Below are 15,180 nucleotides of genomic sequence, written 5' to 3' on the forward strand. Positions count from 1 at the left end.
CTCTTCGTCCTTCAGATGGCGACATGTGCATCGCAGGTCTCACGGGCCTCAATGTCGTCTTCGTCGTCGACACCAAGATAAGCCTCGATGACACGTGGATTGCACTGAACCTCCGCCGGCTTGCCTTCCGCGATCTTGATACCGTAGTCCAGCACGATGACGTGGTCGGAGACGGACATGACGAGATCCATGTGGTGCTCCACCATCAGGATGCTGACACCGCACCGGCCTATGCGCAGCAGCAGTTGCCCCAGCTCGGCCGTCTCATGGGGGTTGAGACCCGCCGCAGGCTCGTCCAGAAGGAGCAACTGGGGCTCGGTGGCAAGTGCACGGGCCAGCTCGGCCCTGCGTTGGAGGCCATAGGAAAGGCTGCCCGCCGGCTGATGGGCGAGATGCGCGAGGCCCACCAGTTCCAGAAGCTCCAGTGCGCGCGCCCGGGTTCCCGCTTCTTGCCGGCCTGCAACGGGTAGCCCCATCAACGATGAGAAAAAACCATTGCGCATCCGCGTATGGCGGCCCAGCATGACGTTGTCCAGCACCGAAAGATCGGAAAACAGCCGCAGGTTCTGAAAGGTTCGTCCCATGCCCATGTTGCATATCAGATGCGCAGGCTTGCCTGCAATCTCCTGGCCCAGGAACCGGATGGAGCCGGAAGTCGGTTTCACAACGCCAGTCAGCATATTGATCATGGTGCTCTTGCCTGCGCCATTGGGGCCGATCAAGGCATGGATATGGCCTCGCTGGAGCCGGAACGACACGTTCTGCGCCGGCGTGATGCCACCATATGCCTTGGTCACCCCTTCCACCGCAAGCAATTCGCCCTCTCCTGCCGGCCCGATGCGCGTCGCCTTGGGCGGCTCCACAGGCCTCTCGCCCGCTTCTGCTTCGGCGCGCCCTTTGAACAGCGCCCTGAAAACACCGGCTACGCCGCCCGGCATCACATACAGGGCAAACAACAACAGAAAGCCATAGAGGAAATGCTGTGCCGAAGGCCACCGGGCCAGGGCCGCGTCGACAGTCGTCAGAATGACTGCTCCGATCAAAGGCCCGTACATCGAACCGGCCCCACCAAAAAGCACCAGCAGCAAGATGAAGATCGAAAGATGGAAGGTGATGAAGTCGGAGTTGATGTATTGGTTTTGCTGCGCAACCAGTGCTCCGGCAATGCCGCAGGTCACGGCCGCCACCACGAAGGCGATGACCTTGGCCCGGTAGACGCGCACCCCCACCGACGCAGAGGCGATCTCGTCGGCCTGCAGCGACAGCAGTGCGCGACCGAAGCGCCCCTGCAGAAGATTGCGCAGCAGAAGATGCGCGAGCGCACACAGCACCATGGCAAACCAGACCCACTGCTGTGAGGTCAGGGGCTGGTCATTCCAGGTAATGGGACGGATGCCATAGATGCCTTGCGCCCCACCGAAGACCTCCGTCCACTCCCCCACCAGCTTCTCCACCACGATGCCGAAGGCCAGCGTCACCATGGCCAGATAGGGACCTTTGACGCGCAGCGAAGGTAGTGCGATCAGAACGCCACAGACGCCTGAAATGGCCGCAGCGGCAATGAGCGCGAGCCAGGGGCTGATTTCGGTCTTGGTGGTCAGGAGCGCCACCGCATATGCGCCCGCAGCAAACAGCCCCGCTTGCCCCAGAGATTTTTGACCAGCAAACCCCACCAGGACATTCATGCCTGCAGCGCAGAGGTAGTACACGCACATCATGAAAATGATGCGCAGGTAGTAGTCGTTGCCCACCAGGGAGGTCACCCCGATCACCGCTGCGGCGGCAGAGGCGACACCGATGAAGTGTTGAGCGCGCTTCATACCTTTTCCACCATCGGCTTGCCGAAGAGACCTGTTGGCCGGAAGGCCAGCACCAGAATGACAAGGGCAAACACCGCAACCTCACGCCACTGCGCCTGCCACAGATTGACGAGGGATTCCAGCACCCCGAGCGCAAAGCCGCCGATGACGCAGCCGCGCGGGTTGCTGAGCCCACCAATCATCGCCCCCGAGAAACCTTTGAGCCCGACGGCAAGCCCCATGAAAAGCGATGCCTGGGCAATGGGCGCCAGAAGAAAACCGGAAAGGCCCGCCAGCGCGGAACTGACGACGAAGGCGCCCACCATGATCGCGTTGGTATTGATGCCCATCAAGCTGGCAACGCTCCCATTGGCGGCCACGGCACGCATCGCCTTTCCCACCATGGTGCGGTTCATCACCCAGTCGAAAACAAGCATGATGGCGATCGCCACGGCCAGCATCAGCATCTCTTGTGGCCGTACCCCGATTCCCAGGATCCGGATGACCGAATCTCCGACGGGCCCAGGCACCACTACAGGCTTGGGCCCCCAGATGGCCAGACCAATGCTCTGCAGGATGACACCGAATCCGAGCGTGCTCATCACCCATGCCATGCCAGGGCGCCCGGCGAACGGGCGCACTCCCACCAGGTAAAGCACCCATCCGAGCAACCCCATTACGCCCAATGCCGCAGCCAGCGCCAGCAATTGCGCGCCCGCGCCAGGCAGGACCGAGCCAAAGGTGGTGGAGCTGATGGGAAGACCCAGCATCAGAAAGAGCGCGCTCATGCCAATGAAGGCGCCCGCCGACACAAACTCGCCATGCGAGAAATTCAAGGTCTTGGTCGTCGTGAAAGTGATGCTGAATCCCAACGCCACCAGCGCGTATGCACCACCCACGGCCAAGCCGCTGAGAATCGCCTGTAAGAGCGCCTCTGTCATGATTGTCTCCAAGTGAACGGGCAGAGCCGCGCTGTGCGGCCCCATCCTGCGCCGCGTGCGTTATTGTTTGAAGTCGGCGGGCGAGAGCGAGCCCACGATAGGGTCCGTGTAGGGCTGGAGCTTGCCATCCTTCCAGCGGATCCACACCAGGTCCTTGGCCGTCAGCGCTTCGTGATTGGCCTTGCTGAACGGCTTTTCGTAGGTTTTCAGAACGCCTTGTACCGGCGCCTTCAGGTCTTCAAGCGCCAGGCGCACGGCATTGCCGTCAACGCTGTTGGCCTGCTTGACGGCAGCCGCGTAGAGCTGGATGGAGTCATAGCCGTGCAGTGCAAAGGAGAAGGAGCCCGGCGCCTTGAGCTTGGTGCCGATGCGGTCAAACAGCTTTTGCTGGGCGGGCGTGCGGTTTTCGCTGACCGTACGCATGAAGATGGGTTTTTCCGCCAGCGCCTTGCCCGCCGCATCATAGAAGGTGATGTTGTCTGCAGCCCAAGAGGTCAACACCAGGGGAAAGTAATTGATCTTCTCCATGCTGCGCACGAGCTGGGCAATCGGCGTTCCCTGGGCCCACACCACGACCGTGTCCACGCTGGCCGATTTCATCTTGCTCAGCTGAGAGGTCATATCCGTATCGCCCACGCCGAACTTTTCGGTGGCTGCAATCCTGATGCCCTGCAGCTTGGCAATCTCCTCCATGTCCTTGAGACCGCCCTGCCCGTATCCAGTGGTCTCGGCCATGAGGCCCACCACCTTCGATGTATCTCCGTTCTTTTTGACATAGGCCATGAGCGCTGCCACTTGTTCGCGGTCCACCATGGAGACGCGGAACATGTAGTTGTCGGCGCCCGCGCTCATGGGTTTGGTGATGTCGGTTCCCGAGCCCACGTTGCCGATGACTGGAATCTTTTTCTGGTTGGCAATGTGCTTCCAGGCCATGGCATTGCCGGAGTTGGTCGGCCCGAAGACGGCCGATACCTTTTCGCTGTCCACCAGTTCGCTCATGTTCTGGATCGACTTGGGAGGCGCCGAGATGTCGTCCCGCGTCACAAGCACCATTTTCCGGCCCAGCAGCCCGCCACCGGCATTGATGTCTGCAATGGCTGCCTCCATGCCCAGGACAGCGGCCTGACCGCTTTGGGCAGACGGCGAAGCGGACAGGTCGCCGTTGTAGCCCACCTTGATGTCCTGTGCACTTGCAACGGCAGCAGCCAGCAGGCCCGCCGTCAGGATGACGTTCTTGATGAACGAAGGATGATTCATGGTTGTCTCCATTTTTTAGTGATTGAACCCATCGAGTTCCAGGTTGCAGTCGCGGAAATACCCCTCTCAGGCGGCCAGAAAACCTCCATCGATGGGAAGCGTGACGCCGGTGACATAGGTAGCCATGCTGGAGGCGAGAAACACGACCGGGCCGACGAGTTCCTCGGGCTGGCCCACGCGTGCCATTGGCGTGCGAAGCATGAACTTGTCCAGGCGTTCGGGAGCCTCACGTGTGTAGGAAGTCATGGGGGTTTCGATGACTCCGGGCGCAATGGCGTTGACGCGTATTCCGTCCTTCGCCAGCTCGACGGCCAGCGCCTGGGTCAGCATCTTGACTGCACCTTTGGATGGCGAGTATCCGACCACATTCGGAATACCGGTGGTCGACGCAATGGAGCCCACATTGATGATGACGCCCCGGGTCCTTCTCAACGATGGGAGCCACGCATGCGTGGGATGAAACGTTCCCATCACGTTGACATCGAGAGTCCGCTGAAGATTGGCAGCCACTTTCTGGCTGTCCACCCCTTCGCGGATGATGACCCCTGCGTTGTTGACCAGGATGTCTATGTCACCGACCTCATTGCCAACGTCCTCCGCCAGTGCATCGCACTCAGTGGATGAAGTCACATCAAGCCGGTATGCAAAGGCCTTTTCCCCTGCCTCCTGAATCTCTCCAACCACCGATTTCGCATTGGCCTCGTTGAGATCGGTGACGATGACAGTGGCTCCAGCCTTGGCCAGGCCCTTGGCGATGGCTTTGCCGTTTCCCTGCCCCGCGCCCGTGACCAGCGCGACCCGCCCGCTCAGCAAACGAGGCGCCATCCATTCCGTGATTTCCATGTTAATTCCCTGGTTTTGGCTATACGGATCACGCAGCGTGCACGGGCTCGGCGATCTGCGTGTGTGGCGTGCTGGACAGGTCTGGCTGCCCGGCGAGGGTCTTGCCCGCAACGTAGCCAAAGGTGAGTGCCGGGCCCAATGTGATGCCCGCTCCCGGGTAGTTTCCGCCCATGATGCTTGCGGCATCGTTGCCAACCGCGTAGAGGCCAGGCACTGCCTTGCCATCCTTCGTCAGTACCTGGCAGTCCGCATTGGTTTCCAGTCCTGCGAACGTGCCAATCTCGCCGACCACCACCTTGACCGCGTAATAAGGCCCCTGGCGTATGGGCGCCATGCATGGATTGGGCGTCACCAGCGAATCCCCCTGGAAGCGGTTGTAGGCGGTGCTGCCCTTGTCGAATCGACTATCCCTGCCGCTGCCGGCGTCGCGGTTGAAGGCTTCCACCTCTTCTTGCAATGCCGCATAGGGAACACCAATGCGCTGGGCGAGCTCCTGCAGGCTGCTGCCCCGTTGAAGGTAACCGCTGCGAATGTGCTTTCCGATAGGAAGCGGAAACGGAGCCACGGCACCCAGACCGTATTCACGCAGATGTTTGTGATCGCAGATCAGCCAGCAGGAGACTTCGCTCGAACCAGCGCATGCCTTGACCAGATCCTGGATGAAGTCGTGATAGGACAGCGCCTCGTTGGTGAACCGGCGGCCGCGAGCAGTCACCGCGATGACACCGGGTTTTGCTCGATCGATGAAGTGCGGCATCACGCCTTGGGAGCCATCCTTGCGCCGGGTGACAGAGGTCGGACACCATGCGGCGGCATTGGGAATGGATGGATCCACCCAGCCTCCAACCGATTCTCCCAGGCGCAATCCATCTCCCGTATTCAGCGCAGGGGACGGGGTGAAATGCTCATGCCCGGTGGGCGCGTGAGGAAACAATTGCTTGCGGCGCTCGATGTCATAAGGGAACCCGCCACAGGCCAGCACCACGCCCTTGCGCACCCGAACGTTCACGGGCGATCCGCCATTCACGACTGACGCACCAACCACGACGCCATTTTCGACAATCAGGCCCTGGACCGGCGAATCAAGCCAGACGGATACGTTCAGATCCATGCCCGCCTTGGCCAGACGCCCCGCCAAGGCGTTGCCGTTGGTCAAGGTCATGCCCCGGCCGTGGCGCACGACGTCGGCGAGATGGCCGCCAAACCGCTTGGTGACATACCAAAAGGATTCCAACGATTTGAATGCGCGCAGAAAGTGCCACAGCTCCTTGCCAGAGCCCAGCATCATTCCAAAAACAGTGAGTTCCGGAACTGGCGGCGCCAACTGCTGAATGCGCGCTCCCAACTCCCGGGCATCGAAAGGCCTCGTGACCATGGAGCGGCCACCCGGCTGGCCGCCCGGTGCTTCCGCGTGGTAGTCCGGGAACACGGGAGGCATGTCGAACTGAACGCAGGTCTTGCTGGTGAAAAAGTCGATCGCCTTGGGGCCGTTTTCCAGAAATGCATCGACCCTTGCCGGGTTGAAGTGCGTCGTGGCCTCATGCTGAAGGTAGGAGCGCGCGGCTCCGGCGGGCTCATGGATGCCCTGCTCCTTGGCCAATCGGGTGTTGGGAATCCAGAGCCATCCACCCGATCTCGCCGTCGTGCCGCCATACAAGGATGCCTTGTCGACCACCAGCACTTTCAGACCTTCGTACGCAGCAGTGATTGCCGCCGACATTCCGGAGGCACCAGTGCCGACCACCAGCACATCAAATTCGGTTTCCCGCTTGCTCATTGACCTTTGCTCCTTCGCAGAGACTGCATTCGCTTGCTCTTTTGCGTTAGTATTACGCTAATGCTTATGTTTAATACTAATGATTTACCCTAATCTAATCCTGTAGTTAAAATTAAATCGTTAGGGAGATTTCATGAACACACTTGATACAGAAGTCGGAGACAGTGGCTCCGAAAAGGAACGGCGCGGCATCCAGTCGATCGAAGTCGGCGGTCAACTGCTGCTTGCACTGGGCGCCCAGGGGCGCCCCATGCCGCTGAGAGAGCTGGCAAAAGCGGCAGACATGGCGCCGGGCAAGGCACATCCCTATCTGGTCAGCTTTGCCAAGCTGGGGTTGGTCACGCAGGAAGCATCCACGGGCTACTACTGGCTTGGGCCCACTGCCATGCAATTGGGTCTGGTGACGCTCAGAATGCTCAACCCGGTGCGGGAAGCCACCCCATTTGCAGAGGCACTGGCAAGGGAGACCGGGCACAGCGTTGCACTGTCGGTCTGGGGCAACCAGGGCCCTACCATCGTGTTCCTGTTCGACGCGATTTATCCGCTGCACACCAACATCCGCACGGGAACCGTCATGTCGCTGGCAGGCACCGCGACGGGGCGCCTTTTTGCAGCCTACCTGCCCGCCAAGCTCATCGAGGAATCGCTGCTGGAAGACGAACGGCGCCTGGGGCCCGATATTGCGGCCTCGATTGACCGGGACGAGTTGCAAACGGTGGTGAGCGAAATCCGCAAGCACGGCACTTCTCGCACCATCAACAACCCGACGCCCGGCGTTTCGTCCTTCGCGGCGCCCGTCTTCGACTACTCGGGCAACATTGTTCTGGGTATCACCCTGATGGGTCGCACCCGCTCTTTCGATACCGACTGGGAGGGCAAGGAGGCTGCCGCAGCCAAGGCTTGCAGTGAAGAGGTTTCTCGCCGGCTAGGCCACCATCGCGCCAGCGTGCTCTTTCGCTGATACCCGGACGACAGTGCCGAAAAGGAAAAAGGCGCCCCGGCCATGAAGCCGGAGGCGCCTTCTTCCATACACCCGCTGCCCGGAGCTATGCACGCGGCAGGTATGTCTCTTTCCAGAGCGCAACCTTGCCCTTGTCGTCGAACCGCATCAACAGCATTGCAATGAAATGCTCCTGGCGTCCGTCGGTATGGGCAATCTGCACAGCCATATCGAACACCACCGCGTCATCGTCGGCCACGGTGTGAATGATCTGGTACTCGATCCCTGCCATCGACGCCCGCATTCCATTGAGGAACTCCAGGTAGTTGCTGGCGTTGGCCTGGTAGTGTCTGCCATTGGGTTCGACAATGAAATCCTCCCCAAAGCACTGACTGACCGTCGCCTCGGTCAGTGATGCATCGTGTCGCAGATAGGTTCGGTTCCAGTCCAGCACTGCATGGGCCAGCTGGATGTTCTTCTCTCGTTTTTCACTCATTGCCAAAGAATACAGCACCGGCACATCCATTGCATGCAGACATGAAGATCTCCGCCGGTATGCCTTGGCCATGGGCTCGGCCAGGATGCTATGCGTCCCGGCAAGAGTCAGGTGACTTGAGCCTAGGCCGCTCCCCGCTGCTGCCATGGAGGTAGCCAGCCAGCATGTCGATGATGGCCTGCTCGGTCTTCTCGATCGGATGTGGGGCGCCTGGCGGAACGACCGCAGCATGGATCAGTGATTCCATGCTCTGCAGAATTATCCAGGTTGCGAGATGCAGATCCTGCGGCACCAACTCGTTCCGGTGGTCTTCCAGCAACTGGCGAACGCACTTATGAATGCTTTGATCGGCGGGGCTCTGGTCCGACGGTGCATCGAAGAATGGAAACTCCTTCTCCAGCACGCGATGCAACTCTGGCGCCACCTGATGAGCCGCCACCCATGCGCGCACGATGGCGGCCAACTGCGCTCGCAAACCCAGCGATGGCGTCCTTGCCAGCACTGTCTCCATTGCCGCGTGCATTTCTACAGCATGCCGCTCATGCAGTGCGGTGATCAGCGAATCCTTGTTCGGGAAGTACTGGTACACGGAACCCACGCTAACACCTGCGCGCTCGGCGACCAGATTCGTGTTGGTTCCGGCATAGCCACGTTCGCTCAAAACGCGAGCCGTTGCCTCCAGAATGGAATCCACCAAGGCGCGAGAACGGCTCTGGCGAGGAATACGCCGGGGTTGCGGCAAGTCAGGCATGGCGCTCTCCAAACGCGAGTTTTCAACATGAGCTATCACTCATATTATTTCATATATCGAGCAAATGCTCATATTTGGAGTAATCGATGCTGAACCGCATCCATGCCACCGACAACAACCTCTCGCATGCAGGAGTACGCCATGCTTGAGACTGCTTCCAAGCCAAACACCAAAAAAGCCCTGGGAATTGTGCAGGCCGTCCATTCCATTACGCCACATATGCAACGAATCACGGTGGGTGGCGAAGGAATGGCCGAGCTTCTCGACACCGAGGGCATCAACGACCCTGCGGCCTGGGTCAAGGTCTTTCTTCCTTCTGGCGAGGGGCGCGCCTACACCGTGCGAAGTATTGATTTCGCAGCGGGCACCCTGGATCTGGATTTTGTACTGCATGGCGCAGATGCCAACTCCGGCCCCGCCTCTGCCTGGGCCTCTCACGCATCGGTTGGCGAACACCTGGGGATTGCCGGGCCACGCAGCGGCGGGTTCCTTCTGCCTGGCAATGCAAGCTGGGTCATGCTGGCGGGAGACGCAACCGCCCTGCCCGGCATTCAGAGCATTGCCAGCCGATTGCCCGCTGATATCAACGTAAAGATCTATGCGGAGGTGTCTTCGCCAGAAGATCAGCAGCCAATCGACAGCCCGGCCAAACTGCGCACCCAATGGATCCATGCACAAGCGGAGCACGGCCTCGCCCTGTGCCAGTCGCTGTTGCACCGCCCATTGCCAACAGGGGCCGGTTATATCTGGATAGCGGGAGAGTCGGCTGCCATCCGGAGACTGAAAATGCACTACCTGCAGGAGCGGGACATTCCTCGCCACTGCCTTAGCGCCAAGGGATACTGGAAAGCCGGAGAGGCCGATCACCGAGACGTATAGCCGCAGCGACGCCGCCCGCCCCCTGGAGCTCACGGATTCGGGTCTGAAGGTGCCGACCGGATGAAATCGCTCGGCACCCGCCCGAGCCGCTTGCGGAACATGGTCGAAAACGCACTGGGACTGTCGTAACCCAGATCAAGTGCTACCTGCGTAACCGATTGCCCCGCCGTCAACCTGGGCAGAGCAGCAAGCAAACATGCCTGCTGCCTCCAGGCACCAAAGCTCATTCCGGTCTGCAGCCTGAACAGCCTCGTGAAAGTGCGCAAGCTCTTGTGCAACTGATCCGCCCATTCCTGTGGCGCCACCTGAATGCACGGAGATTTCAGGAACGCCTTGCACATCCCGGCAAGCGCCCCATCCTGTGGAATCGGTGCATATAGCGGCATGGTCTGTGCCAGACGCACCTCGTGCAAAAGCAGTTGGGCCAATGCGCCGTCTCGCCCCTGCTCGTCATAGAGTGCAGGCATGGCAAGCGATGCCAGGAGCAGCTGATGCAGCAGCGGAGTGATCACCAGGGCCTCACAACGCGCGCCCGCTCTCGGGGCGGCACCAGGCTCGATATAGAGGCTGCGCGTGCTAACGCCCTGCATGCGTACCCGATGCCGCTTGCCCGCTGGAATCCATACCCCGCTGTAGGGCGGAATGACCCACGCGCCATCGTCGGTTTCCACCTCCATCAACCCTGACATCCCATAAAGCACCTGCGCACGACGATGGGTATGGGTGTCCAGCAGCGTGCCGGGCGGATAGTCAGTGCCAATAGCCAGCAAAGGCCGCGCCACTGCATCCACAGAATCAAGAGGAATGTTGTGCATCGGAACAGTCTGGCTTAAATGCGAGGGTCATTGGCTCATTATCGAATGCCAGCCAAGCCACTTCTTTCTATCGTGGAGCTTTGCAACATCTCGATGACTGCCTCCCATGTATTTTCTGCTCTTGTTTTTTGGTGTGCTCGCTGGCGTTACTACCGTCTTGTTTGGTTTTGGAGGCGGCTTTGTCGTCGTTCCTGTCTTGTACTCGGTACTCTTGGCTGTGTATGGCGCCGATAGCGAAATGGGCCGGGCCGCCATGCATGTCGCCGTCGCCACCTCTACCTGCGTGATGGTTTTCGGGGCTGGAATGGCTACGCTGCGGCACCACAAGGCACGCACCGTGCCATGGAGGCAGGTGCGCCCACTCATGGGCTACCTCGCCCTTGGCGCGGTGCCCGGCGCCATTGCTGCGCTTATGCTGAGCGGTAGCTGGATGCGCTGGGCGTTCATCATTTATCTAGGGCTGACCATTCTCGACAGCCTCCTTCGCCCCGGCTTCACCCGGGGTGCCGCACTACAGATTCGCCCTCTGGAAAAATCCGTGGCGGCCATGGCCGGCCTGTCGATTGGCGCAATCGCGGCGTTTCTGGGTGTGGGCGGAAGCGTGATGACGGTTCCGCTGATGCGCCGCCGCGGTGCCAGCATGACGGCAGCAACAGCTGCCGCCAATCCACTGTCGCTGCCGATGGCCATCGTTGGCTCGGCCACCTATGCATTGCTCGCATGGCGTGCAGCTGCGCTGGGAGCATGGCATGTCGGTTATATCGATGTGCGTGCATGCATGGCTTTGGTACTGGGTTCGTGGGTTGGCATTCGGCTGGGCTCGCTATGGATCGGCAAGATTCCCGACAGCATCCACGCCAAGGTCTATGTTGCCTTGCTATGCACGGTTCTCCTGGTGATGTTGGCAAGCTAGCTCGGTGTGCAGCAGCCAATGGGACTACGGAGACAAATCCCTCTGCCGCCCCTCCTTTGCCGAAGAAACTCCCGCAGCCTCTGTAAGCGCCGAACTTCCCCAAAACTCCCCAAGAGCCCCAGGCTCACCCACCTTCCCCCCGGTATTGTTTGTAACTATCGATGATACAAACGCAGAGCCATCCTCTATACTGGAGTCTCTTCATGGACAGACTTTGGCCCGCTTCTGGCGGGCTTTTCTTCGTTCCAAGCCACTTTCTGACGCAGAGCTTACAGCTTACTTTTGTTAAAACAATTGCCAACATGCATCGATAGAAATCATTTATGATTTCCACGCTTCCGAGGGAAAAGAGGAAGAAGCATTTCTGAGCTAGTCCATCACTGTGCCCGCATTGCGCGGGCTCTTTTTTTGTCAATTGATGACATATTTCTCTTTGACCCCGCTTATCGGGTACCGAAGAAGCGATAAGATGAACCTAACGGTTTGTGCCGAGTTCGTGCCTCTCCTCCCTCCCTCTCTTTATTTGCACGAGATCCTTGAGTGATCAAGGTCGGCTTTTTTCTAGTGAGTGACTCGTCCTGTCATAGGTTGACACCTATTCGCGACTAATCTCCAGCCCAAGCTGGTTGGCGAGAGACGCCCGATGTACTGCATCGGGCGTTTTGTATTTTAGGGACAGGTGCGGCCGGCGCTCGTTGTACAGCCGTACCGATTCGCCCACCATGGTGCGGGCCTGCGAGAGATCGGCAGGTCGTTGCAACAAGTATTCCATCTTGAGGATTCCATTGACCCGCTCAGCCAGAGCGTTTTGGTAGCAATCGTAGCCATCGGTCATGGAGCAGGTGATGCGGTGGCGTGCATGGATGCGCTGGTATTGAGCCGAGCAGTACTGAACACCTCTATCAGAGTGGTGTACGAGCGGCTGATCTGTTCGCCGCTGACGCAGTGCCATCTTCAACGCTTGGCTGACCTGCTTGGTCTCCAGACTATCGTGCACGTGCCAGCCCACGATCTTGCGCGAGTAGGCATCGGTCACCAGGCTCAGATAGGCAGTCTTCTCCTTGGTGGGTAGATACGTGATGTCAGCGACCCATAGCTGCTCACAACCACTTGCCACTGTTTTGGTCGGGCCCTCCTTGAGTAGATTGGGGTGCCTGCGGTAGTGATGATGGCTATTGGTGGTCTTGTGGTACGCATGCCGTGGCAGCACCAGCATGCGTGCTTGGCGCAGGACAACGAACAGTGCATCGCGCCCGATCTGGATTCCCGCCTGTTCAAGCGGCGGCTTGAGCAAGTGCAGCAGTTTGCGCGTGCCAATGCGTGGCTGATGGCGCCTCTCTTCACTGGCCAACTCCACCACCGCCTTGTCCCGCTCGCTGCGTGCACGCTGGCAGACCAGGCGCTTGTAGTGCGCTTGGCGGCTGATTCCCATGTAGCGGCAAGCCCTCGTGACGCTTAACCCTTTGACGAGCTTTTGCGTGAGGACTTGCCCGCAGGCTTTTTTTTTGACTTGGACTCCGTAGTCGCGCTTGAGCACGTTCACTACCGCTTCAAAGAAGGCCGCTTTCTCGCGGGCTTCTTTCAGCTGCACTTCCAGCTCCTTGATGCGCTGCTCTGGAGTCAGCAGCTTGGGCGATTCAGGCATCTTCTGTAATCCTTTGCCCCTTGATGATGCAGCTTTCCAGTCCTGCCGTCCGTGCTTGCGAAGCCACACCAGTACAGTTGAGGCGCCCTGGATTCCGTACCGCTCATGGGCCTGCCGGTAGGTCAGCTCACCTCTTTCTACTTGATCGACTACTGCGAGTTTAAAAGCCAGCGTGTAGTCCCGTTGCGTTCTCTTAACCCACTGTTCCATTTGACTTTCCTTTCTGTTCTTCAGAAAGGTGTCAACCCAATTCAGGACGGGTCAAGGCACGTTGACAAGATCTGCAAAAACTCCCTTTATTTCGGAGAAATTCTGACCACGCAGCTCACCAAACCGCTCCAAGCTTGACCATCCACGCTGCGAACCGACCAACTAGTATCCTCTTCGCAAATGGCCTTGACCCCATAGCCGGATGCCCATGAAGGCTCAAGTCCACGTCCAACCAGCAAAAGCGCTGGGGTTTTGGGTGTTCCCTGAGCACCAAGAGCGCAATGCGCAACAGGTCGCAACTCTACTCCCACGATCCACATCCAGCTTAGCGGTATCTGCCGCACTTCAGAAGTACGCCTTAGTCGCACAAGCATGCTGCCACCGGCCTTGATAACTTTTTCGACGTCTTGAACTACATCCTGGCCTGTACCAAGCTGCATATTGACTTCGAATTTTGGCAACAGCTCCCGCAATGCAGACGCCACACTAGCCGGATCACCCGTTGGAATAGGCGAATTTTGCATATGCGTCAGCGACACAGGTCGCTGTCCCAAAACAGAGGCGCAGCAACGCACGCACCATCCTGCACCTTCCGGGTCATCTTCGACCGCCCATGGATACGCGGCTGACCCCAGATCCAAATGAGCCCAACTTTTACGCCCCTTTCGTGAGCGTGTTTGGTAGTCCCACATGGCGTCGAAGCACAGGCCATGCATGTAGTGGTGTTGCACGCCTCCAGTGTGCGCACCATCATTCATGACTGACCTCCCGCTGGCGCATTCTGGGTTGAACGTCTGCTGGAACGTCTGCCGCGGCAGGTTCGTCGCTCGGTGGATAGAACTCCTGGACGATCTCGGCAGCTTCTGCGCTCAACTCCTCGAACAACCCCAAGGCATAGCCCGTTCTTGCCGCTTGTTCGAGCGCATCCTGATCCCGCCCGGTTTTGCAGTCATGCTCTGCAGTCGATATGGCTTGGCCGATAGCGGCATCCAAAGCGATTCCATCTCGAATACCGAGATCCACATAGTAGATGGGTGTTCTGCGGGACATGGTGGTGGACTTGGCGCGCAGACGAATCTCCAATGGCAGAAAGCTAAGCAAACCACCACTCACTGCCTGTAGATACTGCATGCGTGTCAGCAAGGTGCGCATGGAGTTGATACTCGTCGTTCGCAGCACAAAAGTACTCAGTGCATCCGCCTGACATTCCGGATGATCAATGCGAACATGGAAACGACCGAAGGGCTTGCATCCGCCGTCGATCGCCAAGGCACAGAGATCCGGGCCTTCACACGACATCGACTCAATGCCTTTGGCGGTCACGCGTTTGCAGGTTTGACCATCGCCCACGCAGATAGGCCGTGCCGTTGTACGGTCAAACAAGGTGTAGTTCGCACGAAGGTTCAGATCGGGATCGTTGAACAAAACCTTCACCGGAATACTGCGCAACTTGGTTCTCGCTGTCGACGTTTTGGAAAATGCATCCTCAGGCACGTTATCGGGCTCAGCGTTAGAACTGCTCGATGCAACTGCCTGGGTTTTCTTGGCATCGGTCGCTCGCTTCGCCAGCTTGGAGCGAAGCGTTGCAGGCGCTTGTGCCGGTGCAGAAAGCTCTTCAGGCAAATACGCAAGCTCTTTGACTTCAACTCCATTGGCCATCAACTGCCGATCTTCCAGCTCCCTGCGCAGAATGCCATCCATGGGATGGAGCATCCAGCCATTGCGGCTTTGCACCTGAGTGGTGATGGTGAACTCGTCATCCTTTTCCGGAAGACGCTTGCCATTGCGTTCCACGACGCGGCCAATCGAAATACGCCCTACCACGGGCGGGGTCATCATCAGTCCTTTGATCATGGGTTTCTCCATTCATAAATGCAAAAGACCCGTCTGCCTGGTTTGGCGGACGGGTCTTAT

14 protein-coding genes are annotated in these 15,180 nt (G+C 59.0%); 3 read left to right on the forward strand and 11 right to left on the reverse strand.

All coding sequences use genetic code 11. From position 1 onward, the window contains the following. Window positions 1–11: 11 nt before the first annotated feature. From LAD35_RS13595 to LAD35_RS13615, 5 genes are all read right to left on the reverse strand, one after another. On the reverse strand, window positions 12–1,820 hold the full coding sequence (locus LAD35_RS13595) for a branched-chain amino acid ABC transporter ATP-binding protein/permease (protein ID WP_224149571.1): 1,809 nt from the start codon (window positions 1,818–1,820) through the stop codon (window positions 12–14). Beyond that, a complete protein-coding gene (locus LAD35_RS13600) occupies window positions 1,817–2,740 on the reverse strand; it encodes a branched-chain amino acid ABC transporter permease (protein ID WP_224149572.1) in 924 nt (307 codons plus the stop codon). Before LAD35_RS13600 ends, LAD35_RS13595 begins: the two co-directional genes overlap by 4 nt. Window positions 2,741–2,800: 60 nt before the next feature. Further along, a complete protein-coding gene (locus LAD35_RS13605; RefSeq protein ID WP_224149573.1) occupies window positions 2,801–3,997 on the reverse strand; it encodes an ABC transporter substrate-binding protein in 1,197 nt (398 codons plus the stop codon). Between the two features lie 66 nt (window positions 3,998–4,063). Further along, window positions 4,064–4,840, reverse strand: coding sequence for an SDR family NAD(P)-dependent oxidoreductase (locus LAD35_RS13610; RefSeq protein WP_224149574.1), 777 nt, complete (start codon window positions 4,838–4,840; stop codon window positions 4,064–4,066). Between the two features lie 28 nt (window positions 4,841–4,868). Continuing rightward, window positions 4,869–6,617, reverse strand: coding sequence for an FAD-dependent oxidoreductase (locus LAD35_RS13615; protein ID WP_224149575.1), 1,749 nt, complete (start codon window positions 6,615–6,617; stop codon window positions 4,869–4,871). Between the two features lie 133 nt (window positions 6,618–6,750). On the opposite strand from LAD35_RS13615, the gene LAD35_RS13620 reads away from it, so the two are divergent. Then, a complete protein-coding gene (locus LAD35_RS13620) occupies window positions 6,751–7,578 on the forward strand; it encodes an IclR family transcriptional regulator (RefSeq protein ID WP_224149576.1) in 828 nt (275 codons plus the stop codon). Between the two features lie 85 nt (window positions 7,579–7,663). Here LAD35_RS13620 and LAD35_RS13625 read toward each other — a convergent pair whose 3' ends face one another. Continuing rightward, window positions 7,664–8,053, reverse strand: coding sequence for a nuclear transport factor 2 family protein (locus tag LAD35_RS13625; RefSeq protein WP_224149577.1), 390 nt, complete (start codon window positions 8,051–8,053; stop codon window positions 7,664–7,666). 88 nt (window positions 8,054–8,141) lie between these two features. After that, window positions 8,142–8,804, reverse strand: coding sequence for a TetR/AcrR family transcriptional regulator (locus LAD35_RS13630; protein WP_224149578.1), 663 nt, complete (start codon window positions 8,802–8,804; stop codon window positions 8,142–8,144). A gap of 219 nt (window positions 8,805–9,023) precedes the next feature. Between LAD35_RS13630 and LAD35_RS13635 the strand changes: the two genes are divergently transcribed. Continuing rightward, window positions 9,024–9,683, forward strand: coding sequence for a siderophore-interacting protein (locus LAD35_RS13635; RefSeq protein WP_224149579.1), 660 nt, complete (start codon window positions 9,024–9,026; stop codon window positions 9,681–9,683). Between the two features lie 29 nt (window positions 9,684–9,712). On the opposite strand, the gene LAD35_RS13640 is transcribed toward LAD35_RS13635, so the two are convergent. Continuing rightward, complete coding sequence (locus LAD35_RS13640) at window positions 9,713–10,498, reverse strand: AraC family transcriptional regulator (protein ID WP_224149580.1); 786 nt, start codon at window positions 10,496–10,498, stop codon at window positions 9,713–9,715. A gap of 106 nt (window positions 10,499–10,604) precedes the next feature. On the opposite strand from LAD35_RS13640, the gene LAD35_RS13645 reads away from it, so the two are divergent. After that, the gene (locus LAD35_RS13645; protein WP_224149581.1) at window positions 10,605–11,411 is read left to right on the forward strand and encodes a sulfite exporter TauE/SafE family protein; all 807 of its coding nucleotides are present in this window, start codon (window positions 10,605–10,607) and stop codon (window positions 11,409–11,411) included. A 595-nt stretch (window positions 11,412–12,006) separates the two neighbouring features. On the opposite strand, the gene LAD35_RS13650 is transcribed toward LAD35_RS13645, so the two are convergent. The 3 genes from LAD35_RS13650 to LAD35_RS13660 all read right to left on the reverse strand — a co-directional run bounded on the left by LAD35_RS13650 (window position 12,007) and on the right by LAD35_RS13660 (window position 15,120). Continuing rightward, window positions 12,007–13,266, reverse strand: coding sequence for an IS3 family transposase (locus LAD35_RS13650; protein WP_224149582.1), 1,260 nt, complete (start codon window positions 13,264–13,266; stop codon window positions 12,007–12,009). An 86-nt stretch (window positions 13,267–13,352) separates the two neighbouring features. Further along, window positions 13,353–14,024: a hypothetical protein gene (locus LAD35_RS13655; RefSeq protein WP_224149583.1), complete on the reverse strand. Its 672-nt coding sequence runs from the start codon at window positions 14,022–14,024 to the stop codon at window positions 13,353–13,355. Further along, complete coding sequence (locus tag LAD35_RS13660) at window positions 14,017–15,120, reverse strand: recombination directionality factor (RefSeq protein ID WP_224149584.1); 1,104 nt, start codon at window positions 15,118–15,120, stop codon at window positions 14,017–14,019. Before LAD35_RS13660 ends, LAD35_RS13655 begins: the two co-directional genes overlap by 8 nt. Between the last annotated feature and the right edge of the window lie 60 nt (window positions 15,121–15,180).

Origin of the sequence: Comamonas odontotermitis (assembly GCF_020080045.1) — a bacterium.
GTDB lineage: Bacteria > Pseudomonadota > Gammaproteobacteria > Burkholderiales > Burkholderiaceae_C > Comamonas > Comamonas odontotermitis.

Bases quoted from the DNA above. Each gene is read 5' to 3' on its own strand.
- LAD35_RS13595 (WP_224149571.1), bottom strand. From the start codon at position 1,820: ATGAAGCGCGCTCAACACTTCATCGGTGTCGCCTCTGCCGCCGCAGCG.
- LAD35_RS13635 (WP_224149579.1), top strand. From the start codon at position 9,024: ATGCAACGAATCACGGTGGGTGGCGAAGGAATGGCCGAGCTTCTCGAC.
- LAD35_RS13610 (WP_224149574.1), bottom strand. From the start codon at position 4,840: ATGGAAATCACGGAATGGATGGCGCCTCGTTTGCTGAGCGGGCGGGTC.
- LAD35_RS13620 (WP_224149576.1), top strand. From the start codon at position 6,751: ATGAACACACTTGATACAGAAGTCGGAGACAGTGGCTCCGAAAAGGAA.
- LAD35_RS13660 (WP_224149584.1), bottom strand. From the start codon at position 15,120: ATGATCAAAGGACTGATGATGACCCCGCCCGTGGTAGGGCGTATTTCG.
- LAD35_RS13605 (WP_224149573.1), bottom strand. From the start codon at position 3,997: ATGAATCATCCTTCGTTCATCAAGAACGTCATCCTGACGGCGGGCCTG.
- LAD35_RS13645 (WP_224149581.1), top strand. From the start codon at position 10,605: ATGTATTTTCTGCTCTTGTTTTTTGGTGTGCTCGCTGGCGTTACTACC.
- LAD35_RS13655 (WP_224149583.1), bottom strand. From the start codon at position 14,024: ATGAATGATGGTGCGCACACTGGAGGCGTGCAACACCACTACATGCAT.
- LAD35_RS13650 (WP_224149582.1), bottom strand. From the start codon at position 13,266: ATGGAACAGTGGGTTAAGAGAACGCAACGGGACTACACGCTGGCTTTT.
- LAD35_RS13625 (WP_224149577.1), bottom strand. From the start codon at position 8,053: ATGAGTGAAAAACGAGAGAAGAACATCCAGCTGGCCCATGCAGTGCTG.
- LAD35_RS13640 (WP_224149580.1), bottom strand. From the start codon at position 10,498: ATGCACAACATTCCTCTTGATTCTGTGGATGCAGTGGCGCGGCCTTTG.
- LAD35_RS13615 (WP_224149575.1), bottom strand. From the start codon at position 6,617: ATGAGCAAGCGGGAAACCGAATTTGATGTGCTGGTGGTCGGCACTGGT.
- LAD35_RS13600 (WP_224149572.1), bottom strand. From the start codon at position 2,740: ATGACAGAGGCGCTCTTACAGGCGATTCTCAGCGGCTTGGCCGTGGGT.
- LAD35_RS13630 (WP_224149578.1), bottom strand. From the start codon at position 8,804: ATGCCTGACTTGCCGCAACCCCGGCGTATTCCTCGCCAGAGCCGTTCT.